We start from the raw sequence: 22237 nt of genomic DNA on the forward strand, positions 1-22237 counted from the left end.
GGCGCGGTGCCGCCCCGACGGCCCGGGAGGCCGGTGGACGACCGGCCTCCCGAGCCACCACCCCCAGGCGATTGGATACCCGTGTCTCTTCCGTCTGTTCGCAGAGGCAGAACAGTGCCACTGCGAAGAAGTCTCATAGCCGCCTTGTCACTGGCAGCGGCGTCAGCCCCGCTGACAGCCGTGCCGTCCCACGCGGCCGCCAAGCCGGCCGACCTGTACATCTACGTCTCACCGACCGGCAAGGACACCGGCCGCGGCACTGCCAGGCATCCCTTCAAGACGCTGGAACACGCGCGGGACCACGTGCGTGACGTCAAGGACAAGGCCGGCGGTGACGTCCATGTCCGGCTGGAGTCCGGCACGTACCGGCTCAGCCGTACCTTCGCCCTGACCGCCGAGGACTCCGGCGCGGACGGACGGACCGTCGTCTACGAAGCCGCTCCCGGCGCCCACCCTGTGATCAGCGGCGGCCGGCGTGTCACCGGCTGGACGCCCGTCGACGCCGACCAGAAGGTCTACAAGGCGAAGCTGAGCAACCTGGACACCCGGCAGCTGTACGTGAACGGCGAGCTGAAGACACGTGCCCGCAGCCAGAAGAACCCGTCCGGTTTCAGTAAGACGTCCACCGGCTACACGTTCACGGACAAGAGCCTGGACGACTACAAACGCCCTTCGGACCTGGAAGTCGTCAGCGCTTGGGGCTGGAAGCTGATGCGCTGCCCCGTGGCGTCGATCTCCGGCAACGCCATGACGGTCCAGCAGCCCTGCTGGCACAACGCCAACCTGCAGCAGGGACAGGAGATCCAGAACCCGACCTGGCTGGAGAACGCCCGCGAGCTGCTCGACAGCCCGGGGGAGTGGTACCTGGACAAGGGCGTGGGCGAGGTCTACTACATGCCCGAGAAGGGCGAGGACATGTCGGCCGCGGACGTGACGGTCCCCGCGGTGCAGGACCTGGTCGACCTGAACGGCACCCGCGGCGCCCCCGTCAGCGACGTGGCGTTCAAGGGCATAACCTTCGCCTACTCCACCTGGCTGGAACCGAGTTCGCCCGACGGGCACATTGAGGGCCAGGCCGGCTTCCGCATGGTCGGCGACGACAACCCCGACTTCGACTCCACACGCCTGCACTGGAAGAAGACGCCCGGTGCCGTCAACGTCAGCCACGGACAGCACATCACGTTCGAGGGCGACACCTTCACCCACCTCGGTGCCGTGGGCCTGAACCTCAACACCGGGACGCAGCACACCACCATCACCGGCAACGTCTTCCGCCAGATCGCCGCCACCGGCATCCAGGTCGGCGGTGTCGAATGGAGGGACGCCCACCCCGACGACCCCCGCGACATCACCAAGGACACCGTGGTCGACAACAACGTTGTCACCCAGGCCGCCGACCAGTACAACGGCTCCCTCGGCATCCTCGCCGGCTATACCGACTCCACCACCATCACCCACAACAAGGTCTACGACCTGCCCTACAGCGGCATCTCCGTCGGCTGGGGCTGGGGACTGACCGACCAGGGAGGCAACTCCGCCTACCCGAACAACGCCGGCGTACCGGTCTCCGACTCCCCGACCATCAGCCGTGACACCGTTGTCACTCACAACGAGATCAGCGACATCATGAAGTCGCAGGCCGACGGCGGAGCGGTCTACACCCTCAGCAGCAACCCCGGCGGCACCGTCTCCGGCAACTACATCCACGGCGTCCCCGAGTACGCCTACGGCGCCGTCTACCACGACGAGGGCAGTCGGCACTGGAAGAACACCGGCAACGCCTTCTGCGACGTCGCCTACCAGTGGCTGCTGATGAACCACGCCGAGGACAACAAGGCGCAGGGCAACTTCACCACCAAGCCGAACTTCAGCGTCCAGTACCTGAGCAAGAACAACGAGGTCAACGGCAACGTCACCGTCGGCGCCTGCGACCAGCTGCCCGCCTCGATCGTGGACGACGCCGGTCTGGAGCCCGGCTACCGGCACCTCGACCCGGGACCCGCGGTCACCGACCACCAGGCGCCCACCGCGCCGGGCACCCCGGCCGCAGCCACCGACTTCCCGACCGTCGCCGACCTCGGCTGGCCCGCCGCCACCGACGACACCGGCGTCACCGGCTACTCGGTGTTCCAGGACGGCAAGCTCGTCAGCGCCACCGGCACAATGTCCGTCCGCATCCCCCACCTCACGGCGGGGCAGACGTACACCTTCACGGTCACCGCACGGGACGCCGCGGGCAACGAGTCCGAGCCCAGCCACTCCCTGACGGTCACCATGCCCCGAGGCCGGGACCTGGCGCTGGACAAGCCGGCCACCGCCTCCTCGGACTCGGAGGGCAACGTCCCGGCGAAGGCCGTCGACGGTGACCTGTCGACGCGCTGGGCGCAGGGCCTCGGGCTACCCGACCCGTCCTGGATCCAGGTCGACCTCGGAGCCTCGTACGACGTGACCGGAACGATCACCACCTTCGAGAAGAGCGATGGGTACAAGTACCGCGTCCAGGTGTCGCCGGACGAAGTGCACTGGTCGACGCTCGCCGACCGCACCGCCGACAACACCACTGCCCAGACCGACTACGCCCACAGCGACACCCCGGTCGCCGGCCGCTTCGTACGGCTGACCGTCACCGGCTCCAGCGGCAACGGCGGCAGCATCTACGACTTCCAGGTCTACGGCACCCCCCGGCCGCCCAGCACCGACCACACCGCGCCCGCCACGCCCGGACAGCCCACGGTCAAGGCACTGCTGCCCAGCCTGGTACAGGTCAGCTGGCCGGCCGCGACCGACGACACCGGCGTCACCAGTTACGTGGTGTACCAGGACGGCAAGCGGATCGGCGTCACCGACGACACCGCCTTCAGGGTCGCCAACCTGAGCCCGGACAAGCAGTACTCCTTCACCGTCGTCGCCCGCGACGCCGCACTCAACGGCTCGGACCCCAGCCCGGCGGCCGAGGTGACCACCCCGCCCGACGACGACCTGACCCTGGACAAGACCGCCACCGCTTCCTCCGACTCCGAAGGCAACGTCCCGGCGAAGGCCGTCGACGGCGACCTGTCCACGCGCTGGGCCCAAGGGCTGGGACTGCCCGACCCGTCCTGGCTCCAGGTGGACCTCGGCAAGGCCACCGGCGTCTCGGCCGTGGTCACGACCTTCGAGAAGTCCAGCGGTTACCAGTACCGGCTGGAGTATTCGACCGACGGTCAGTCATGGTCGGTCCTCGACGACCACACCGGCGAGAACACCGTCACGGCCACCACCTACTCCTTCGCCGCCGAGCCGGTCACCGCGCGCTACCTGCGCCTGACCATCACCGGCTCCAGCTGGAACGGCGGCAGCGTCTACGAACTCCAGGCGTACGGCGGCTTCTAGACCCCCGGCTTCCCGGTCGGCCCCTCCCCAGGAAGAAACGAAAGCCAGGATGAAGATCACCCATGTCGAAGTACACCGGATCGACGTTCCGGCAGCCGACCCGCCCTTCCGCTGGCGGGACGGCCTGAGCGGCAGCGCCCCGGCCGGCGACGGCGCGGTCCTGCGCATCGGCACCGATGAAGGAGCCGAGGGGGTGGCCCTCTTCGCCCGCCCCGGAGCCTTCGCCACGCTGAACGAGCTGGTGGACCGGGTCTTCCGCGAGGAACTGGTAGGAGCGGACCCGTTCCGGCGGGAGTGGCTGTGGCACAGGGTGTGGGAGCTGGACCGTATCCACGAACTCCCGCTCCCCACCCTGGGCCTGATCGACGTCGCCCTGTGGGACCTGGCCGGCCGCTACCACGGCCAGCCGGTCTGGCGCCTGCTGGGCGGCTTCCGGGAAGCCATCCCGGCCTACGCCTCCACCTCCACCTTCGCCGGCATCCAGGAGTTCCTCGATGTCGCGGACCAGTGCCTCGCACTGGGATACCGGGGGATCAAACTGCACGCCTGGGGCGACGCCCGACGTGACGCCGAGCTGTGCCTGGCCCTGCGCGACCACGTCGGACCCGACGTGCCCCTGATGTACGACGGGTCGGCGGGCTTCGACCTGCCCGACGCCATCCGCCTCGGGCGGGCCCTGTCCGAGGCGGACTACCTGTGGTACGAGGAGCCGATGCGCGAGTTCAGCGTCTCCGCGTACAAGCAGCTCGCCCAGGCCGTGGACATCCCGCTGCTGGTGGCCGAGACCTCCGACGGGGCCCACATGAACTCCGCTGACTTCATCCGGGCCGGCGCTGCCACCTTCGGCGTACGGGCCGGCACCACCCTGCGCGGTGGCATCACCGGCGCCATGCGCACCGCCCACCTCGCCGACGCCTACCGGCTGCGGGCCGAGGTGCACGGTTCGGACATCCCGAACCACCACCTGTGCATGGCCATCTCCAACACCACCTACTACGAGTCCCTGGTGACCGCGACGAAGGTCGTACGCGAACGTCACGTGGACGACCAGGGCCTGGTGCACGCCCCCACGGGGCCCGGCATAGCCCTTCCCCTCGACTTCGACTACGGCAAGGCACTCGCGCCGTTCGTCGAACAGCCGCGCTGACCGGGCGGTGGCCGTCTCCGACGGGCGGCCACCGCAGCCGGCGCCCCCACCCGGCGCGCCACCTGTCCCACGCAAGAACAGAAAGGCAAGACGATGAGGTCTTCCGGATCTCCGAGAGCCGGCCGGCGCCGCACCGCGCTGCGCACGACAGCCGCCGCTCTCTCCCTGGCCACGGCCGCCCTCCTGGCCGGCTGCGCAAGCGCCGAGACCAGCCCGCGGTCCTCCGCCAAGCCGCAGGCGTTCGAACCGGCCGCGCAGAAGGACGGCTCGCGGATCACGGTGTGGACGGACTCCACGCGGCTGCCGTCGGTGCAGGCGTACCAGAAGTCCCACCAGGACGTGAAGATGAAGATCGTCGGGTACGACGGCGGCGCCGACGGCTCCACCTACCTGCAGTCCAAGGTGCAGCTGTTCGACCGGACGGGCAACGGCTGGCCGGACGTCGTCTTCGGCTCACCCACCGACGTGACCTGGGCGTCGCAGCCCACCAAGCCCGGTGCGCTCCCCTTCGCCGCGCCCCTGGACGACAAGCTCGTGCCGCAGAGCACACTGGACGGCTTCGCCAAGGGATCCCTGACGCCCTGCCAGTTCAACGGCCACACCTACTGCATGCGCAACGACATCGCACAGGTCGTCCTCTGGTACAACAAGTCCCTCATGGACACGTGGGGCTACAAGGTGCCCACCACCTGGGAGCAGTACGAGTCGCTCGGGAAGCGGGTGGCCAAGGAACACCCCGGCTATCTCGTCGGTTCGGTCGGCGACACCAACTCACACGAGTCGTACTTCTGGTCCAGCCGCTGCCCGGCGTTCGACCTGGTGAAGCCGGACACACTGCGCACCGACCTGCAAGATCCGCACTGCACCCGCACCGCCAAGCTGCTCGACGGCCTGATCTCCGCCAAGGCGGTCACCACGAAGGGCTTCTTCAGCCAGGGCTTCGCCAAGGACAGCGGCAGCAAGGTCATGATGGCCTACGGTCCGTCGTGGTACGGCCAGTACCTGTTCAAGGCTGCCTTCCACACCCCCGCCCGGCAGATCGCCGCGGCACCGCCCCTGACCTGGGAAGGCGACCCCACCGTCGCCACCGGCAATGTCGGCGGCGGTGTGTGGATGGTGTCCTCGCACAGCGCCAACCTCAAGGCGTCCACGGACCTCGTGACCTGGCTTACCACCTCGGACGAGAACCAGGCGTCCGCGCCCACCTACCCGGCCTACTCCAAGGCCGCCAAGGCGTGGCTGGCCAATCCCGCCAACAGCGACTACTTCGCGGGCGACGTGAGCGACGCGTTCCGGCGGGCCGCCGGCGCGGTGTGGACCGGCTGGTCGAACACGAGGTTCTCGGACGCCACCGCCTGGTCCAGCGTCGTGCTGCCGGCCCTCACCTCGGGCAAGAGCCTGACCTCCACCCTGCCGGCCTGGCAGAAGGAGATCAGCAACGAGGCCGAGGCGCACGGCTACAAGGCGGTCACTCGATGACCCTGCTGGAGACCGAGCGCGTCGCCGTCTCCACCCGCCGCCCCGGCACCGTGCCGAGGCGGCGGGGCCGCAGCGCCGCGGGCTGCCTCTTCGTCGCCGGATACGCCCTGTTGCTGCTCGCCTTCGGCGTCTTCCCCACGGCCTACTCGCTCTACCTGGCCATGACCAACGACCGCGGTCAGTTCACCGGGCTCAACCAATTCGTACGGGTGGCCCAGGACTACCGGTTCGTGCCCGCGTTCACCCACATGCTGGTCTATCTGGTCCTGTGGCTGGTCACCCTGGTCGTCCTGGTCGTGCTCGTGGCCGTGGTGCTGCGCAGCAGGGTACGGCCGGGTACGTCCGCGCTCTTCCGCTTCCTGTACTACATCCCCGGCGCCCTCGCCGGCGTGGCCAGCGTGCTGGTCTGGCTGTTCATGCTGGACCCGGACCTCAGCCCGGTGTCCTGGCTGCTGGACGCCCTCGGGATGCACACGTTCGCCGCCGTGCTCGCCCCCGGCAACCTGCCCCTCGTCCTGATGCTCATCGCCTTCTGGACGGGGGCCGGCGGCTGGATCGTCGTCATGTACGGGGCGCTGAACAACATCCCCGACGAGGTGCTGGAAGCCGCCCGGATGGACGGGGCGGGACCGTGGCGCACCGCCTGGCACATCCAGATCCCCATGATCCGGCAGTGGATCGTCTACATGACGATCATGGCGTTCGCGACGGGCACACAGCTCTTCGTCGAACCGCAACTGCTGCAGACCGCCAGCCTGGGCCGGGTCAGTCCCACCTGGTCGCCCAACCAACTGGCCTACGTGTACGCCTTCCAGCAGGGCGACTTCAACGGCGCCGCCGCCATCTCCTTCTGCTTGCTGGTCGTGGGACTCCTGGCCGCCGGGCTCCTGGTCGCCCGATCGAACCTGTTCACGTTGGATGAGAAATGACGCTCACCGCCCCCTCTTCGAAGGCCACCGGCCGGATCGCGCGGCCCGGCCGCATGCTGTCCTTCCTGATCGTGGGTCTGCTGCTGGCCGTACTGCTGGTCTTCTTCGTCCTCCCGGTGGTCTGGCTGCTGCTCGCACCGTCCAAGACGGCCGGCGAAGTGGTCCGGGACAACCCGCTGTCCTTCGGTTCCTTCCACCAGATCGGCGCGGCCTGGCGGCACCTGTTCGCCTTCCAGGACGGGGCCATGCTCACCTGGCTGCGCAACTCGGCGATCTACAGCGGTGGCTCGCTGGTCCTCACCCTGCTCGTCAGCGTGCCGGCCGGCTACGCCCTGGCCCTGACGAACTTCCGCGGCCGCAAGACGCTGCTGGTGATCACGCTGGTCACGATGATCATGCCGCAGGCGACCCTGGTGCTGCCGGTGTTCCTGGAACTCAACCGGTTCCACCTCATCGGTACCGTCTGGTCGGTGATCCTGCCCTTCTCCTTCTACCCGTTCGGTGTGTATCTGGTCTACATCTACTTCGGCAGCAGCCTGCCGAGAGACCTGTTGGCCGCCGCGCGCATCGACGGGTGCACGGAATGGCAGCTGTTCACCCGGATCGCGCTGCCGCTGGCGAAGCCGGTCGTCGGACTGGTGGCGTTCTTCAGCTTCGTCGGAAACTGGAACAACTTCTACCTGCCCTATCTCGTTCTGCCGAACAGCGACCAGTTCCCCGTTCAAGTCGGCCTCAACCAGCTGTTGACCTCCACTCCGTCGTTCAACCCCGTGGCCGGTGCCGGCCTGAACATCACCATCCCCGAGCTGGCGCTGGCGATCATCGTGGCCATCCTGCCCGTGCTGGCCCTCTTCCTGGTATCGCAGCGCACCCTGGTCGCCGGAATGCTCGCCGGCGCCACCAAGGAGTGAGCCCCATGCGCGTCACCGGCCGCGATGGCCACCATCGCCGGGTGGGGTGTTGAGGGCTGGGCCCGTGTGGATGGAGACGTTCACCGGGTTGCGGATGGTGCGGCAACGGCCCAGGTGGTGGTCGGCCGGGGTGTCTTCCGCTGGCTGAGCAGGTGCTGTTAGTGGCCGTGTATCACCGCACGAACCTCACCATGCGGCAGCTCGCGCCGCTCTTCGGCTGCTCACCTGCCACCCTGCCGGGTCATCCAGCGTCTGCGACCGCTGCTCGCGTTGGAGCCGGCGCCCAGGCCGGTGCCGGGGTCGACCGGTTGTGGATCGTGGACGGCACCCTGATCCCGGTCCGTGACCGTAAGGTGGCGGCCTCCTCGCGTACCTACCGGTTCTCGGCGAGTGTGCAGGTCATCGTCGATGCCGAGACCCGCTTGGTGGTGGCATCCGCCCGGCCGGCACCCGGCGACAAGGCAGACGCACATGTCTGGCGCGAGTCGGACCTGCCGGCCGTGGCGGCGGGCACCACGATGATCGCGGACGGCGCCTACCTGGGTACCGGCCTGATCGTCCCGCACCGCAGACGAGCCGGACGACCCCTCCTGCGCGGCCAGGAGGAAGACAACGCCGAACACCGGCTTGTCCGCGCCGGCATCGAGCACGCCTTCGCCCGCATGAAGACATGGAAGATCCTGCGCGACTGTGGCTTCAAAGGCGACGGCATCCACCATGCCATGCTCGGCATCGCCCGCCTACACGACCTCGCCTCCGTCGGATAGACAGGCCCCGACGAGCAATCCGCGCAGAGCTGAGATGGCCCTCAAAGATCATTACGGGACATCCCATGGGCCCGGACCGTGGGCCAGGTCCCGTCCGCGCAGGCGGCGCGGGATGCGGGCACGCCGCCGTCCCGCCCGCCGCCCGGCCTGCTACCCCCGGCTCGGCCCCGGACCCGGCCCCGGGACCGTCGGCGTCTGGGCGCGCGACCGGCCCGTCCGCCCCGGCGGCCTCGCCGCCGGGCTCGGCTTGTGTACTCCGGCGCCGTGTGCCGGCCTGACCACCCGGCCGCTGCCCGGTTCGTTCCGCCTGCCGGTCCTCGCCGTCCGGTCCTCGCCGTCCGGTCCTCGCCGTCCGGCCCTCGGGCCGTGCCGGTCCCGTGTGGTCTTTGTTGCGCGCCGATGTCGCGGTCCCGGCGGAGCGCCGGTTTCCTCCCGCTCCCGGCTCGCCGCCGTCCGCGTCCCGCCCGGTCCCGAGTGCCGGTTCGGCGGGCAGCGGCATCGGCACGGGGGCGGTCGCGTCGTCGGAGAATTCGTCCGAGAACCCAGTGACGCACGGCCGCCTCCCGCGCGCGCCGCATCTCGGAACGGACACCGGCATCGCTGCTCACGGCGATCTCGGCGTCCACCACCGCCTCGACGCCGAGTGAGGCGGCTGCCCGGGCGATTTCCGGGAACACCCCGCTCAGCGGTGCGCCCCGCCGTAACTACAGGTACGGGGCTGGCCCGGCGAAGACGACGACCCGGTAACCGTCCTTCTCCAGAGTTCGCCGTGTCTCGTGTGACACGGGCTCGGCGAAACGACTGAGGCCGTGCGTTGCGGTGGGGGTGGATACGTCAGGGCCTCGTGTGATCAGACGGCGGGAATCCCGGGGCGGATGCGGGGGCCGATTCATCTCCGTGTAGGTGCAGCTTGACCACCGACCGTGATGGTGCGGATTGACGCCTGCTGTGACGGTTCCCAAGCTTGAGAAGGGGATGGTGGAAGGGGTCTTCGTCATGAGCGGTGGGCAGAGTGGACTTCCCCGGCTGCTGACCGCAGCGGAGAGGGCGGCGCCGGTGGACGCCGTCGCGGTGGTCGCTGAGGATCTGCGGCGGCGTTTCGGGGCCACCAAGGTGTCCTTTCTCATCGTGGACCTGACGGGGAAGGCGGTGGCGCGGCTGGCCTCTGCCGTCGGTGTGGAGGGTGGCCGGGAAGCGGAGCGGATCCCGATGTTCGGCAGCGTCTACGAGCAGGTGATCCGTACCCAGCGGCTCCATCAGGAGGCGACCGGCCAGGGGCAGCGGGTGATCGCGCCGGTCACCAACCGCGGGGACGCCATCGGACTGCTCGAACTGCTCCTGCCCGCCGAACCCGGCGACGAAGTCCTTGACGAAGTCGGTGAAGCCGCTCATATCCTGGCCTACGTCGTGATCGCCAACGGACGCTTCACCGACCTCTACACCTGGGGCCAACGCTCCAGGCCCCCCACATTGGCCGCTGAAATCCAGTACCAGTTGCTGCCCCCGTCACTGTCCTGCGAGGCCGCGCAGTTCACTCTGTGCGGAAACTTGGAGCCCTCGGAAGACCTCAGCGGCGACACCTTCGACTACGCGCTGGACCGCGACACCCTGCACGTGTCGGTGACCGACCCCATGGGCCACGACATCGATTCCGCCCTGGCCGCCACGGTGCTGGTGGGCGCCCTGCGCGGCGCCCGCCGTGCAGGCGCCGGCCTGGCCGAGCAGGCCCACCAGGCCGACCAGGCCCTGGCCGATCATGGCCACGGTCACGCCACCGGCCAACTGCTGCGCATCAACCTCCACACCGGTCACACCCAGCTCGTCAATGCCGGCCACCCCCGGCCACTGCGCATGCGCGAGGGAGCTGTGGAAGCGATCACCTGCAAAGTGGACCATCCCTTCGGGCTGCCCGTGTCCATGCCCCACCCCTACCGTGTGCAGGAGCTCGATCTGCGCCCCGGTGACCGTCTGCTCATGATGACCGATGGCATGCTCGAACGTCATGGGGAAGCCGTCGACCTGCTCGCCCTGCTTGCGCGCACCCGGGATCTACACCCGCGGGAGGCGGCGCTGACGCTGACGTCCGCGGTCCGCGACGCCGCGGAGGGCCGGCTCGCAGACGATGCCACCGTGATGTGCCTGGACTGGCACGGCCCCCAGGAGACCCTGCGGCACGTCAGCTCCGGCGCGGACACCGAGCAGGCTTCAGCCGGCCGCACGAAGCAGTAGACGCCGAGCAGGCGTCCGGCGGAGCTCACCGTCACCTAGCAACCTGATGGCCGCAGTGCGGTAGTCGTGGTGCGGATAGGTGACGTTCCATGTCTCGCCAGCACCGTCGTCGGCATGCTCCACCACCGCCCGCTCCGCGTCGGCGGTGGGGTGGTGCACGGCCACGTACCGGCTGGCGGGCGGCTTTCCGTGTGCGATCCCAGGTATTTCGAATGCCGGGAGGGGTACGGGCCGGCGGTCGCGGTCGTCAGTGCGGCTTGACCTCGTCGGCGTCCAGGCCGCGGTCGATACCGTGCGGGACGACGTTCTGGCCGGGCTCGGGATGCAGGCGCGTGCCGTCGAGATGGACCTCGACCTTGTCGGCTTCGAAGGACACCAGGTCGCTGATTCGGTCGACCTCCCGGTAGGCGTTGCGGTACGACCATGCGGCGCGGCGCGCATCGCCGATGTCGTAGTAGTCGCACAGGCCCTTGTAGGGGCAGAAGGTCTGGCTTTCCACCGGGCGCAGCCGGGCTTCGTCGATGTCGGCGCGCGGGACGTACCAGCGCGGAGCGAAGCCGGACTCGTAAAGGACGACGGGGTGTTCGGAGCGGGCGATCACGGTGTCGCCGAGGCGGACTTCCAGGGCGCGGGAGGTGCTGCGGATGTCGATGCGGTGGTAGGGGTCCGCGGCGTGTCCGAGGATGCGTTCGTCCTCCTCGTAGAAGGCGTCCATGGCGCGCCAGGCGAAGGCGATACGGCCCTGGAGTTCGGCGACGTGAGCGGGGAGCGCGGTGAACTCCCAGGCGGCGCGTTCGGTGGTGCGCTCCCCAGCGTGCACCGCGTACCAGGCGGTGTCGCCGAGGTCCTGGTGATGGGTGACCTTGTCGCCGGCGACCAGGGCCTGTTCATTCACGTCTTCGCGAGGGAAGTAGGCGACGGGGTAGCGGCCTGGCTCGTGGAGCAGGATCACGTTCTCGCTGTCGGCGATCCAGGCGCTGTTGAACTGCACGCGCATGCGACGGCGCAGTCGCTCGGCGAACAGGAGGCGTTCGGGGAGGGGGTCGGGGGTGAGGAAGCGTCCGATGGCACCCGCGGAGAGGGGGCCTTGCTGCCAGGACAGTCCCATGACGGGTTCCTTCCGGGTGCGGGGTGCGGGGTGCGGGGTGCGCCAGTGGCCGCACCCCGGATGAGGTGGTGATTGTCGGCGGTCAGGGCGTGCAGGAACGGCGTGAGGTGGGGGCCTCGGGCCGGCGGAAGCAGGTCCGGACGGCCTTGCCCCCGGTGAGGGTCTGCATTCCCCAGTCGTCGCACAGCTCCTGGATGATGCGCATGCCGCGCCCGGTCTCCGCGCTCGGTGAGGCGGGCGGGATGTGGACGCGGGAGTGGTGCGTGGTGTCGTGGACTTCGACGTGGAGGCAGTACGGGGGTCGGATGAGGCGGACCAGGTACGTCCGGCCGTCCGGACTTCCATGCTGGACGGCGTTGCCGGCCAGTTCCGAGACGCAGAGCCGGATGTCGTCACCGCGTCGGCAGCCGCCCCAGCTGTCGAAGGCCCGCATCGCGAAGTCGCGGGCGTCGCGCACGGTCTGCGGGTCGGCGCCGACGGTCTGTTGAGCGAGGTGTCGCATGGCAGGTCCTTCCTCGGCTGCTGCGGGAGGGGGACGGCCGGCGACCGCCGCAGCCTTTCCGACGGCCTGTGCGTCAGGCGAGGACGCGGGCGAGGAAGTCGCGGATGTGCTCGGTGATGATCGGAAGGTGGCTCTCCAGGGCGAAGTGCCCGGACTCGAACAGATGGATCTCGGCATCGGGCAGGTCCTGGCGGAACGCCTCCGCGCCCGCGGGGCCGAAGATCTCGTCGTTCGCTCCCCAGACCGCCAGCAGCGGGACCCGGGAGTCGCGGAAGTACTGGTGGACCTGCGGGTAGAGGTCCACGTTGGTGGGGTAGTCGCGGAACAGCCTGAGCTGGATCTCGTCGTTACCGGGACGGTCCAACAGTGCTTGGTCGTGTACCCAGTTGTCGGGGCTGACCAGGGTCGGGTCGGTGACACCGTTGACGTACTGCCAGCGGGTGGCCTCCAGGGTCAGGGCGCCCCGCACGGGTGCGTCGGTGGCCGGTCCCGGGGCCTGGGCGTAGGCGAAGACGCCGTCCCAGAAAGGCTTGACGAAGCCCTCCTCGTAGGCGTTGCCGTTCTGGGTGATGATCGCGGTGATGCGGTCCGGGGCCTGGAGCGCGAGCCGCCAGCCGATGGGGGCGCCGTAGTCCTGCACATACATGGCGAACCGGTCGACGCCCAGCTGCTGGAGCAGGCCGGAGGTGACGTCGGTGAGGGCGTCGAAGGTGTAGGGGAAGGCCCGCAAGGTGGGCATCGCGGACTGGCCGAACCCGATGTGGTCGGGGGCGATGACGTGATATCGGTCGGCGAGGGCCGGGATCAGGTGGCGGAACATGTGCGAGCTGGTCGGGAAGCCGTGGAGGAGAACCACGGCAGGTGCCTGCGGGTCGCCGGCCTCCCGGTAGAAGACCTCAAGACCATTGACGGTGGCTGTGCGGTGGTGAACTGCGGGGATCATGTACCTAACCCCTCCGGTGAGCTTTAGTGGTTACAGCTCCAGTGGAGCACGCTCAATCTAACCCGTCAATAAGATTTAACTGGTTAGGTTACGAGTGGCCGGGGCGTCGCTGCGCCCGGACGGCATGACTGGCTCCAGCCTCCACCTGGGGAAGGTCATCAGCCACCGCAGGCGCCCACCCAGGCCCACTCAGGCGGTCGACGCCCGCCTGTCCGCCTGTGTACTGCATCAGGGGGCGTCGGCTCGGCTCCGTGGACCCTCCTGGCCGACCGGCCTGAGACGCCCGGACGCCGGCCTGCCGCTCGCGCGGTCCGTGGTCGGCGGCCCGCGCGGCCCGGCCGGATCGGCCCGCGCTGCGCCCGGGTCCGGTACCGGCGCACGGCCAGGCGCAGGAGGCAGAGCTGCTCTTTGGGCTCCGGCTTCAAACAGGCGTGCTCGGCGCCTTCGTGCGCCGCGTCGAGGGCCTGCGTGAGTGTGCCGGGGTCGTGAGTGCCGTTATGGCGCTGACCGTTGAAGAAGAAGGTGGGTGTCCCGGAGACCCCGCTGCGGTCGGCCGAGGCGACGTCGCGCCCGATCCGGCCGCCGTGTATCCGGCGGCGCAGGTCCTCACGGAACGTGTGTACGTCCAGGCCGAGTTCGGCGGCGTAGCCGAGCAGGTCGCTCATCTCCAGCCGGCCTCCGACAGTGTCGGCACCAGGCCCGCCGTGGCCGAACGGGCGCGACGGGGACTGGGGTGCTCGCGGAACAGCCGCACCAGGCCGGTGGCCTGCTCCAGATCGGTGCGGATAGGTGTGTACGCCGAGGTGACCAGGCCGATCGCCAGGCCCGCGACGACCGGATCGACACCGCTGCCCAACGAGGATGGCCGCGAATGCCGCCGCCGCGAAAGCCGGCGGGAGCGGCCGGATGTCATGACTGTAGAAGGTGGCGATCACGAAGAGCGCAACCAGGTCGTCGACGACGAACAGCGTGAGCAGGAACGTACGGATGCGGCCGGGCGGGTGGCGGGACATGACGCTGAAGACGCCGAGGGTCAGGGCGCTGTCGGTGGACATGGCCACCCCCGGCCGTGGGCGGTGGGACCGGTGTGGCGTTCGCGCAGCTCCTCCAGGTCGAGTTCCCTACGAGCCTCCAGGCCGACCAGGAGGAAGAAGGAAGTCATCAGCCCGCTGTCGATCCCGGTGCGCAGGTCCAGGCCCAGCTGGCCGCTCCCCAGTCCGAAGCTCAGCCCGCGGACATCGTGCGAGTCCCAGGGGCGAGCCAGCCCGCGGCGGCCGTCTGGCCGGTGGTCGCCGCCGGACGCAGCCGTTCGCGCCGCTGCATCTCAGGGGCGTCGGCGATGTTCCGGCACGCGATCGCGGTTCCTGTCCTTCCTGTCGCCGCTGCCCGTCCGGCTGGCGCAGTCCCTGAGGGAAGCTAACTGATCAACTTTATTTCTCTAGTTAGAATCACTATGTTCGTGTAACCTGTCAAGTGAATCAAGCTGGTTAGGGGGGCGCGATGATGACCGGTACGGAACAGCAGGACGCACTGCTGGAGCTCCTCAACACCACGCCGGTGGTCAACGGGGAAGTCCGGGACCAGCTGGCAGACGCCGAAGCGGCCAGCTCCTGGCAGCAAGCCCACGGCGGCAGCGGCAACGCAGAGGAGCGTCGGCACCTCCTGCGGGCGCGTGATGCCCTCCAGGACGTAGTACGTGGCAGTCGGCCGGCCGCGTCGCTGACCCCACTACTCAAGGACGTCACCTCCCGCCCGCACCTCTCGTCCGCAGGGGTGTCGTGGGAGCTGGACGCCCCCGCGGAGCGCCGGATCGCGGTGGAGGCCGTCCTGGCCTGGAGCGCGCTGCAGGAGACGATGCCCGGCCGGTTGCGGCCATGCGCCAACCCGGAGTGCCGGCTGTTCCTGATCGACCGCAGCAAGACGAACAAGGCCCGATGGTGTTCGATGGCCGTCTGCGGCAACCGCATGAAGGCACGGCGCCACTACCAGCGCACTCGCGACGGCGCAGCCGGGTGACACCTCCAGTGGTCAGCTGTGATCCCCGTGGCCGCGCCGAGGCCTCGCCTTGGCGATCTCGCCCGCGATGGGCAGCCAGTAATAGAGGATGAAAGCGCCGATCACGGCCACGCCGAGTACGGGGAGCAGAGCACCGAGCAGGGTTCCGGTACCGAGCCAGATAAGTGCGAGCTGGAAACGCCGACCGATGGCTGTCACGCCGGCGGAATCGATGGTTGCGGCGAGTAGCCGACGATCATGACATGCATACCGCCAGATGACGTTGAACAGAACGGCCGCGAATTCGAACGCAATGCCGTGCAGGACGACGGCGGTGCGCTGCCCGTGCCCGTCGCGGAACGAGTCGGCCAGCACGGAGGCGGCGAACGGCAGGAACGCGATGTCCATCAGCAGCACGGTGTTGAGGAACAGCACCACCCGGTCGGCGCTACGGATGTGGTCGAACATGATGTGATGGTTGGCCCACACCTGCCCGATGAGCATGAAGGTGACAGCGTAGGCCAGGTAGGACGGCCAGAGCGTGGCGAGGCCGTGCAACAGGTGGCGGGTGTCGTGCGGCGGGCGGATCTCCAGGACGAGCAGCGTGATGGCGATGGCGATGACAGCGTCGCTGAACGCGACCACCCGGGCCGGATCGCGCTCCACGCCGAACGGCGTCGACCCTCCTGATTCCTGAACAGGCTCCATCATCGCCCCAGCCTCTGGCACCGGACGCCACTTAGCGAGCAACCGTGCGGCATGTCTCGTGTGGTGCAGGAACGAACACCAGCACTGTAGGTGTGACAGCCGGGCAGGCCGACACGCTCCGGTTCACAGTCGGCGGGCGCGTGGATCAGCTCCCGGACACTCACCGGTGGCGAGGCTCACTGCTCCGCGGCCGGACCACCCCCGGCCGGTCCCGCGCCTCGGTGCTCACCCTGGGCAGCCCCCGCCGCCGCAGGTCGGCGATGAACCTGCGCACCAGCGCGTCGGAGGGAACCATCGTGATGGCGAGGACATCGCGGTGCACCCGAGGCTCCAGACGGCGCACCACGGCCGAGGGCCGTCCCGCCAGAGCGGACACCGGCACGATGGTCACTCCCAGCGTCCCAGCACCTCGACGTGCGCGGAGGTGCTCGCAGGCCGTCATCGTCTCCGCGAGGCGCCCGCCAGGGCCACGCGGGCTTCCTCGGCAACAGCCCGGCCCGCAGCGGTGACCCGGATGCCCCGGGACAGCCGCTCCACCACCGGGGTACCCAGCTCCTTCTCCAGTGCTGCGATCTGATGGGACAGGGCCGGCTGAGACATGTGCAGCACACCCGCGGCCTTGGTCACCGAGCCCTCGTCGACCCACGCCACCAGACACTCCAGCGCCCGCGAAGTGGCCATGCATGATTCCTGATGATCGGCTGCGAACGCACCCGTCCGTACGGCCGGATCGCTGAGCGGGAATGAGCGGAACGTGAGCGAAGCCAGGAGACCAGAGGAGGCCGCTCCGACCTCACGAGGGACGAAAACCGCGCTCCTGCGGCGTCCACATGTTGCCGTCAGGTCGCTGAACTCGGCGAAACTCGCGTAGTCGCGGCGTTCCGGGTCGACGCCGGGCTCGAAGCAGCCCTGCCATGTGTCGAGAGGTGCCTTGTGCCTGATCTCCCCGACATGAACACCGTGCTCCGCCGGCTCGGCCCGCGCAGCTTCAAGATCACGAACGACCAGGTACAGGCCCTGCACGGACCCAGGCTCGGCGTCGGTGAGACCCACTCCGATCTCTACCGAACACGCGGAACCGGGAGGCGTCAGCTGCACGACACGGAAATCGGGACTGGGCCCGTAGTCCGGTCTTCCGCACCGGTTCCTCCATTCCGGAGAATCCCAGCGGAAGCACCGACGGATTCATGATCACGGAATCGCGGCGGCACCGGCACGGAACTAGGATCGGCCCCAAGGCGCAGATCACAGCGCCATGAGGGGCTGCCCCGGCCGGCCACCCCGCAGGAGGTCCGCAATGGCGACGCTGCTGTCCGTCAACGTAGGCATGCCCAAGGATGTCTCCTGGCAGGGAAGGACCGTCCGCACCGGAGCCTGGAAGGCCCCCGTCCAGGGCCCCCGCATGGTCCGCCGACTGAACGTCGAAGGAGACGGCCAAGGAGATCTGGCCGGACACGGTGGCGAAATCCGTGCCGTCCTCGTCTACCAGATGGAGTCCTACCAGTACTGGCAGAAGCAACTCGGCCGCGACGACCTGACCTTCGGCATGTTCGGGGAGAACTTCACCGTCGACGGACTGCCCGACGCCGACGTGTGCATCGGCGACCGGTACCGCATCGGGGAAGCCGAATTCGAGGTCACCCAGCCACGCGTCACCTGCTACCGCGTCGGCATGCGCCTGGGCGAACCCGCCATGGCCTCCCTGCTCGTCGCCCACCACCGCCCCGGCTTCTACCTGCGCGTCATCACCGAGGGACACGTCCAGGCCGGCGACGAGATCACCCTCACCCGCAAGGGCCCGGAAGAACTCAGCGTCGCCGACACCGACGCACTGCTCTACCTCCCCGACCGCGACCCCGCGAAGCTGCGCAAAGCCCTGAACATCCCCGCCCTCAGCCCCGGATGGCAGCAGTCCTTCCGCGAACTCGCCGCCGCCCAGCAACCCAGACAGGAACCGGGATGGCCCGGCGAACGCGCCACCACCCAACAGCCCAGAGAAGCGCCAGGATGGCCCGGGTTCAAAACGATGCGCGTCGCCCGCATCGTCCCCGAGACCCCCGCCGTCTCGTCGATCTACCTCAAGACCACCGACGGCACACCCCTACCCGAGGCCCGCCCGGGCCAGTACCTCTCCCTCCGCCTGCCCATCGCCGATGACGCCCCCGAGGTGCGCACCTACTCACTCTCGTCCACTCCCGAAGAAGGCACCTACCGCATCAGCGTCAAGCACGAGCCCCACGGGAAAGTCAGCAGCTACATCCATACCAGGCTTCGTCCAGGGGACCTATTGGGCGTCGCCAGCCCTCGCGGAACGTTCGTACTCCAAGAAGGTACCCGCCCGATCGCTCTCATCTCCGCGGGGATCGGTGCCACTCCGGTGCTCGCCATGCTTCACCGCCTAGCCGCCGTAGGAGATCCACGTCCTGTCTGGTGGATCCACACCGCACACGACCGCACCCACCACGCCTTCGCGGACGAGACCCACACACTTCTCGGGCAACTCCCCAACGCCCACGAGCACATCTATTACACCAGCGAAATCGCACGCCCCGAAAGGTCCTACATCACCCAGGGCCGCCCTACTGCCTCGTCCCTCGCGGTCCTGGGCATCCCCGCCGACGCCGACGCCTACCTCTGCGGACCACCCGCCTTCATGGACGACGTTGCCGGCTTCTTGCGCGATCGCGGCCTGAGCCCCGAGAGGATCCACGCGGAACAATTCAGCGCCCTCCCAGCCATCACCCCTGGCATCGCGCCCACAGTCGCCGTCCGGCCGCACCAACCAGCCGGTCCCAGGGGCACCGGCCCCCTCATCACCTTCGCTCGCAGCGGCATCACCACCCCCTGGTCACCCGCACATGCTTCACTCCTCGATCTCGCCGAAGCCTGCGACATCCCCACCCGCTGGTCCTGCCGCACCGGCGTCTGCCACACCTGCGTCACCCACCTCGTGGCAGGTGACATCACCTACACCACCCCACCCCTCGAACTGCCCGAAGCCGGCACCATCCTCGTCTGCTGCAGTGCACCGACCACCGAGGTCGTCCTCGATCTCTGATGAGCCGGCAGCCCATCGAGTTCTCTTCAGCGCTCCGTACCGCGACGCCGAACGCCCGCGAGACACAGGAGGGCGGCCCTCACCTGACTATGAGCCGCATCTCAACGATGTGTTGCGCAGCGGGTCTACGTCATCAAGGCCAGGTTTTTACGCAGCGCGATGCCAACCTGAGCGACCGGTTACTGTCCACTGGACGGACGTCGTCGGCAGCACCATCCTCGGGTGCTCGGCTCCGGTTGTGCCGTGTCGGCGTCGGTAGGCTCAGCCGAGTTCGATGATGACCTTGCCGAACAGCCCGCCGGCGGTCTGGGCCGTGCACGCGGCTGGAGCGTCGAGGAAGTGGATCCGGCGGTCGATCACCGGGTGGATGTCATGGGTCTCGACGTAGCGCACAAGATCGCGGTGCATGGCCTCGCTGCCGACCGCGACGCCGCGGATGCGAGCCTGTTTGCCGAGCAGGGCGTACCCGTCCAGCGGCCCGCCAGCCGCATCGAACAGGCCGAGGGTGGCGATCTCACCGCCCGGTGCGAGGGCGGCCAGGGCTTGGGCCAGGATGGACACGCCGACGCTGTCGACCACCTTGTCCACGCCTCCGGACAGCGCGTAGATCGCATCGCCCCAGTCATGTTCGGTCGTGCTGTTGACGTAGCCCGCAGCGCCGCGGCGGACGAGGGCCTCACCTGCGGCGTTGTTGCGCACGGTCGCGTAGACCCGGGCGCCGGCTGCCCGAGCGAACTGCAGGGCGGAGAGCGCGACGCCGCCGCTGCCGATGATCAGGACGGTGCTGTCAGCGGTGATCGGGTGGTCCCCGTAGAGGGCGTTCCAGGCGGTCAGGGCTGCCACGGGCAGGGTCGCTGCCTCGGAGTGGTCGAGGTTGGCGGGGGCACGCATGATGCGCCGGGCCGGGAGGACGACGTACTCGGCGAGCACTCCGTCCTCGTGCAGGGCGCCCAGTCCCAGGCCCATGGCGGCCGGCGGGCGGCCGTCGCTCCAGTCGAGCACGTGCAGATTGGTGACGCGGTCGCCTACGCTCCAGCCCTTGACCCGCGGACCGACGGCATCTATTTCCCCTGCGACATCCGACAGCGGGACGAGGTCCTGCTCCGGCAGCCGGCCGAAGGGGCCTTTGAGGATCAGTTGGTCGCGGTAGTTCATCGAAATCGCCCGGACGCGAATGCGGACCTCGCCGGGGCCCGGTACGGGTACGGATGCCTCGTCCAGGACGAGCCTGGCGGCGTCGGTCGCGTCTGCGGGCAGTATCCAGCGCTTCATCAGTCGCGTGGGGGGAGTGCTGTCGTTGGTGCGAAGGGAAGTCATGGATACCTGTCTACGTGGGCCGCGGGTACCGGGCCAGGTCAGGACGAACCTGGTCATGGCAGGACCAGTCAGTGGTGCCCGGGGGCGCCTACGCTGGAGAAATGCCACGCGACCGCGCCGCGCTCGGAGCGTTCCTGCGCTCCCGCCGAGACCGCCTCACCCCGTCCCAGGCCGGCATCGAGCCCTTCCCCGGAGCCCGGCGGGTGCCGGGACTGCGCCGGGACGAGCTGGCCGTCGCGGCGGGCGTGAGCCCGGACTACTACAGTCGGCTCGAACAGGGGCGCCAGGCCAACATCTCTGCCGCCGTACTCGACGCGCTGGCCCGGGCCCTGCGTCTGGACGAGGTCGAACGCACCCACCTCCACGACCAGGCCGCGCCCACCACCCCGCACCGGCCGACGGCACCGCGCACGGTCCAGCGCCCCGATCCTGGGCTGCTGCGCCTGATGCACACCCTCCAGCACGTCCCGGTGCTGCTGCTCGGCCATCGCGGCGAGGTCCTGGCCCGCAACGCCCTGCTGACGGAAGTCCTGGGCAGCCCACTGGAGCCAGGCACATCATTCGTCCGTTACATGTTCCAAGACGCCACCGCTCGCGAGCGGATCGTCAACTGGTGCGACTTCGCCTCAGCCACCGTCGCCACCATGCGCCGCGAAACCGCCCGCCGCCCCCACGACCACCGCCTCACCGCACTCATGGACGAGCTGCGCACCACCGACCGTGACGTCGCGCAATGGTGGGACGATCACACAGTCCGCGACTACGCATCGGTGAACAAACGCATCCAGCACCCCACCGCCGGTCCGATGTCCTTCGACATCGAGATCGTCTGCGCGCCCCACGAACCGGACCAGCGTCTTGTCGTCTACACCACCGAGCCCGACTCTCCCACCGCCCGCGTCCTGCCGATCCTGGCCAGCTGGAACGCCGTGCCCCGCCGCTGACCGGCCCGGCCAACCACCACCCCCTGGCGAAAGCCGCCGACCAGGAGCGTTTGGACCATCACGCATGACGTCCTTGCTGACCGGGGGAGATCGCCGCAAGTGGTGGACCGGCGTCTCCGTTGCCGGGAGACACGGGGGCGGAGCCGACGTTTGAGAACGTTCCAGCGGTGCCGGGCGCCTTGCCGCGAGACCTGCCATGCACGTCCGAGGCCGCGAGGCGGGAGGCGCGGCCCACGACGGCCGCGCCGCTTGATTCGGGGAATGTCCCGCCCGCCGCGTTGAGCATGACCTGCCCTGTCTGTGCAGCGTTGCGGGGTTCAGCGGCGCGGGGACGGCAGCTCGCCGGGCTTCACGTCGACCTTCTCGATGTCGGTGGCCCCGGCCTTCGCCAGTTCGCCCCGCCGCCGGCCGACGGAGACCTCGCCGTAGGCGACGGCGGAGGCGCGGGGGGCCGCGCATGCTGACGGCGATCATCCGGTCCAGCATCTCGGTCGAGTAGTCCGTAGTGAGCTGGAACTCGCCTCGTAGCCTGCGTTGTTCACGGCGAAGTCCAGTCGGCCCGTGTCGCCGATGGCCGCTTCGACCGCGGCTTCCACCATGGACTCGTCGGACACATCGGCCACAACGTAGCGGGCGGAACCGCCGGCGGCTTACAACGGCTAACAAAATGAGTTCAGTTGTCGGTGGGTGATCAGGCAGCAGGCGAGTTTGAGGAACGCTTCGTGGATGTCTGCTCGTCGTTCCCAGCGCACGCGCAGTCGGCGGAAGCCGTGCAGCCAGGCAAAGGTCCGCTCGACCACCCACCGGTAGACGCCGAGGCCAGAGCCA

At 69.0% G+C, this 22237-nt stretch carries 20 protein-coding genes and 3 pseudogenes; 10 read left to right on the top strand and 13 right to left on the bottom strand.

Annotated features, from left to right (window positions below; all coding sequences use genetic code 11):
- Positions 1 to 144: 144 nt before the first annotated feature.
- From AQJ11_RS34515 to AQJ11_RS34545, 7 genes and pseudogenes are all read left to right on the top strand, one after another.
- The gene (locus AQJ11_RS34515) at positions 145 to 3372 is read left to right on the top strand and encodes a discoidin domain-containing protein (protein ID WP_244218489.1); all 3228 of its coding nucleotides are present in this window, start codon (positions 145 to 147) and stop codon (positions 3370 to 3372) included.
- Between the two features lie 49 nt (positions 3373 to 3421).
- Positions 3422 to 4519: an enolase C-terminal domain-like protein gene (locus tag AQJ11_RS34520; RefSeq protein WP_059265846.1), complete on the top strand. Its 1098-nt coding sequence runs from the start codon at positions 3422 to 3424 to the stop codon at positions 4517 to 4519.
- Between the two features lie 93 nt (positions 4520 to 4612).
- Positions 4613 to 5998, top strand: coding sequence for an ABC transporter substrate-binding protein (locus AQJ11_RS34525; protein ID WP_059265847.1), 1386 nt, complete (start codon positions 4613 to 4615; stop codon positions 5996 to 5998).
- Positions 5995 to 6927, top strand: coding sequence for a carbohydrate ABC transporter permease (locus AQJ11_RS34530; protein ID WP_059265848.1), 933 nt, complete (start codon positions 5995 to 5997; stop codon positions 6925 to 6927). Before AQJ11_RS34525 ends, AQJ11_RS34530 begins: the two co-directional genes overlap by 4 nt.
- Positions 6924 to 7838, top strand: coding sequence for a carbohydrate ABC transporter permease (locus tag AQJ11_RS34535; RefSeq protein ID WP_058085247.1), 915 nt, complete (start codon positions 6924 to 6926; stop codon positions 7836 to 7838). Before AQJ11_RS34530 ends, AQJ11_RS34535 begins: the two co-directional genes overlap by 4 nt.
- 70 nt (positions 7839 to 7908) lie before the next feature.
- Positions 7909 to 8605, top strand: a pseudogene (locus AQJ11_RS34540) (transposase).
- 996 nt (positions 8606 to 9601) lie between these two features.
- Positions 9602 to 10834 (top strand): PP2C family protein-serine/threonine phosphatase, encoded by a 1233-nt coding sequence (locus AQJ11_RS34545; protein WP_059265877.1) that lies wholly within the window; start codon positions 9602 to 9604, stop codon positions 10832 to 10834.
- Between the two features lie 247 nt (positions 10835 to 11081).
- Here AQJ11_RS34545 and AQJ11_RS34550 read toward each other — a convergent pair whose 3' ends face one another.
- The 7 genes and pseudogenes from AQJ11_RS34550 to AQJ11_RS52205 form a co-directional block, all read right to left on the bottom strand.
- Entirely contained in the window at positions 11082 to 11942 is an 861-nt protein-coding gene (locus AQJ11_RS34550; RefSeq protein WP_059265849.1) for a DUF427 domain-containing protein, read from the bottom strand.
- An 82-nt stretch (positions 11943 to 12024) separates the two neighbouring features.
- Positions 12025 to 12444, bottom strand: coding sequence for an ATP-binding protein (locus AQJ11_RS34555; protein WP_059265850.1), 420 nt, complete (start codon positions 12442 to 12444; stop codon positions 12025 to 12027).
- Between the two features lie 73 nt (positions 12445 to 12517).
- On the bottom strand, positions 12518 to 13387 hold the full coding sequence (locus tag AQJ11_RS34560) for an alpha/beta fold hydrolase (RefSeq protein WP_059265851.1): 870 nt from the start codon (positions 13385 to 13387) through the stop codon (positions 12518 to 12520).
- A gap of 158 nt (positions 13388 to 13545) precedes the next feature.
- Positions 13546 to 14052, bottom strand: a complete 507-nt coding sequence (locus AQJ11_RS47000) for a DsbA family protein (RefSeq protein ID WP_244218490.1) — start codon at positions 14050 to 14052, stop codon at positions 13546 to 13548.
- Entirely contained in the window at positions 14049 to 14243 is a 195-nt protein-coding gene (locus AQJ11_RS50080; RefSeq protein ID WP_059265852.1) for a hypothetical protein, read from the bottom strand. The genes AQJ11_RS47000 and AQJ11_RS50080 overlap by 4 nt, the downstream gene beginning before the upstream one ends.
- 43 nt (positions 14244 to 14286) lie before the next feature.
- Positions 14287 to 14442, bottom strand: a pseudogene (locus tag AQJ11_RS52860) (Na+/H+ antiporter NhaA); the annotation flags it as partial.
- Positions 14421 to 14651 (bottom strand): Na+/H+ antiporter NhaA, encoded by a 231-nt coding sequence (locus AQJ11_RS52205; protein WP_208616692.1) that lies wholly within the window; start codon positions 14649 to 14651, stop codon positions 14421 to 14423. The pseudogene AQJ11_RS52860 and the gene AQJ11_RS52205, both read right to left, overlap by 22 nt.
- Before the next feature lie 236 nt (positions 14652 to 14887).
- Between AQJ11_RS52205 and AQJ11_RS34575 the strand changes: the two genes are divergently transcribed.
- Positions 14888 to 15403: a CGNR zinc finger domain-containing protein gene (locus AQJ11_RS34575; RefSeq protein ID WP_059265854.1), complete on the top strand. Its 516-nt coding sequence runs from the start codon at positions 14888 to 14890 to the stop codon at positions 15401 to 15403.
- Positions 15404 to 15415: 12 nt separating this feature from the next.
- Here AQJ11_RS34575 and AQJ11_RS51635 read toward each other — a convergent pair whose 3' ends face one another.
- The 3 genes from AQJ11_RS51635 to AQJ11_RS51640 all read right to left on the bottom strand — a co-directional run bounded on the left by AQJ11_RS51635 (position 15416) and on the right by AQJ11_RS51640 (position 17113).
- Positions 15416 to 16093 (bottom strand): TMEM175 family protein, encoded by a 678-nt coding sequence (locus tag AQJ11_RS51635; protein WP_244218491.1) that lies wholly within the window; start codon positions 16091 to 16093, stop codon positions 15416 to 15418.
- 157 nt (positions 16094 to 16250) lie between these two features.
- Positions 16251 to 16466 carry a hypothetical protein gene (locus tag AQJ11_RS34585; protein WP_244218492.1) on the bottom strand — a complete coding sequence of 72 codons (216 nt, stop codon included), beginning with the start codon at positions 16464 to 16466 and terminating at the stop codon, positions 16251 to 16253.
- A 62-nt stretch (positions 16467 to 16528) separates the two neighbouring features.
- Positions 16529 to 17113, bottom strand: coding sequence for a LysR family transcriptional regulator (locus tag AQJ11_RS51640; protein ID WP_244218493.1), 585 nt, complete (start codon positions 17111 to 17113; stop codon positions 16529 to 16531).
- A 274-nt stretch (positions 17114 to 17387) separates the two neighbouring features.
- On the opposite strand from AQJ11_RS51640, the gene AQJ11_RS34595 reads away from it, so the two are divergent.
- On the top strand, positions 17388 to 19148 hold the full coding sequence (locus tag AQJ11_RS34595) for an MOSC and FAD-binding oxidoreductase domain-containing protein (RefSeq protein ID WP_059265856.1): 1761 nt from the start codon (positions 17388 to 17390) through the stop codon (positions 19146 to 19148).
- Positions 19149 to 19409: 261 nt separating this feature from the next.
- On the opposite strand, the gene AQJ11_RS34600 is transcribed toward AQJ11_RS34595, so the two are convergent.
- The gene (locus AQJ11_RS34600) at positions 19410 to 20465 is read right to left on the bottom strand and encodes a zinc-dependent alcohol dehydrogenase family protein (RefSeq protein ID WP_244218494.1); all 1056 of its coding nucleotides are present in this window, start codon (positions 20463 to 20465) and stop codon (positions 19410 to 19412) included.
- Positions 20466 to 20566: 101 nt separating this feature from the next.
- Between AQJ11_RS34600 and AQJ11_RS34605 the strand changes: the two genes are divergently transcribed.
- Complete coding sequence (locus tag AQJ11_RS34605; RefSeq protein ID WP_059265858.1) at positions 20567 to 21409, top strand: helix-turn-helix transcriptional regulator; 843 nt, start codon at positions 20567 to 20569, stop codon at positions 21407 to 21409.
- 470 nt (positions 21410 to 21879) lie between these two features.
- Here the strand turns inward: AQJ11_RS34605 and AQJ11_RS47025 are convergent.
- Both AQJ11_RS47025 and AQJ11_RS47030 read right to left on the bottom strand, forming a co-directional pair.
- Positions 21880 to 22041: pseudogene (locus AQJ11_RS47025) on the bottom strand (SDR family oxidoreductase); the annotation flags it as partial.
- Between the two features lie 27 nt (positions 22042 to 22068).
- On the bottom strand, positions 22069 to 22237 hold a 169-nt coding region (locus AQJ11_RS47030), incomplete at its 5' end, for a transposase (RefSeq protein WP_159061734.1).

It is taken from the genome of Streptomyces corchorusii, assembly GCF_001514055.1.
GTDB classification, from domain to species: Bacteria; Actinomycetota; Actinomycetes; order Streptomycetales; family Streptomycetaceae; genus Streptomyces; species Streptomyces olivaceoviridis.

Excerpts from the sequence above, each read along its gene's own strand:
- AQJ11_RS34600 (WP_244218494.1), bottom strand. The coding sequence starts at position 20,465 with ATGACTTCCCTTCGCACCAACGACAGCACTCCCCCCACGCGACTGATG.
- AQJ11_RS34555 (WP_059265850.1), bottom strand. The coding sequence starts at position 12,444 with ATGCGACACCTCGCTCAACAGACCGTCGGCGCCGACCCGCAGACCGTG.
- AQJ11_RS34520 (WP_059265846.1), top strand. The coding sequence starts at position 3,422 with ATGAAGATCACCCATGTCGAAGTACACCGGATCGACGTTCCGGCAGCC.
- AQJ11_RS34545 (WP_059265877.1), top strand. The coding sequence starts at position 9,602 with ATGAGCGGTGGGCAGAGTGGACTTCCCCGGCTGCTGACCGCAGCGGAG.
- AQJ11_RS34535 (WP_058085247.1), top strand. The coding sequence starts at position 6,924 with ATGACGCTCACCGCCCCCTCTTCGAAGGCCACCGGCCGGATCGCGCGG.
- AQJ11_RS34595 (WP_059265856.1), top strand. The coding sequence starts at position 17,388 with ATGGCGACGCTGCTGTCCGTCAACGTAGGCATGCCCAAGGATGTCTCC.
- AQJ11_RS34550 (WP_059265849.1), bottom strand. The coding sequence starts at position 11,942 with ATGGGACTGTCCTGGCAGCAAGGCCCCCTCTCCGCGGGTGCCATCGGA.
- AQJ11_RS34530 (WP_059265848.1), top strand. The coding sequence starts at position 5,995 with ATGACCCTGCTGGAGACCGAGCGCGTCGCCGTCTCCACCCGCCGCCCC.
- AQJ11_RS34575 (WP_059265854.1), top strand. The coding sequence starts at position 14,888 with ATGATGACCGGTACGGAACAGCAGGACGCACTGCTGGAGCTCCTCAAC.
- AQJ11_RS34605 (WP_059265858.1), top strand. The coding sequence starts at position 20,567 with ATGCCACGCGACCGCGCCGCGCTCGGAGCGTTCCTGCGCTCCCGCCGA.
- AQJ11_RS34525 (WP_059265847.1), top strand. The coding sequence starts at position 4,613 with ATGAGGTCTTCCGGATCTCCGAGAGCCGGCCGGCGCCGCACCGCGCTG.
- AQJ11_RS51635 (WP_244218491.1), bottom strand. The coding sequence starts at position 16,093 with ATGATGGAGCCTGTTCAGGAATCAGGAGGGTCGACGCCGTTCGGCGTG.
- AQJ11_RS34560 (WP_059265851.1), bottom strand. The coding sequence starts at position 13,387 with ATGATCCCCGCAGTTCACCACCGCACAGCCACCGTCAATGGTCTTGAG.
- AQJ11_RS47000 (WP_244218490.1), bottom strand. The coding sequence starts at position 14,052 with ATGAGCGACCTGCTCGGCTACGCCGCCGAACTCGGCCTGGACGTACAC.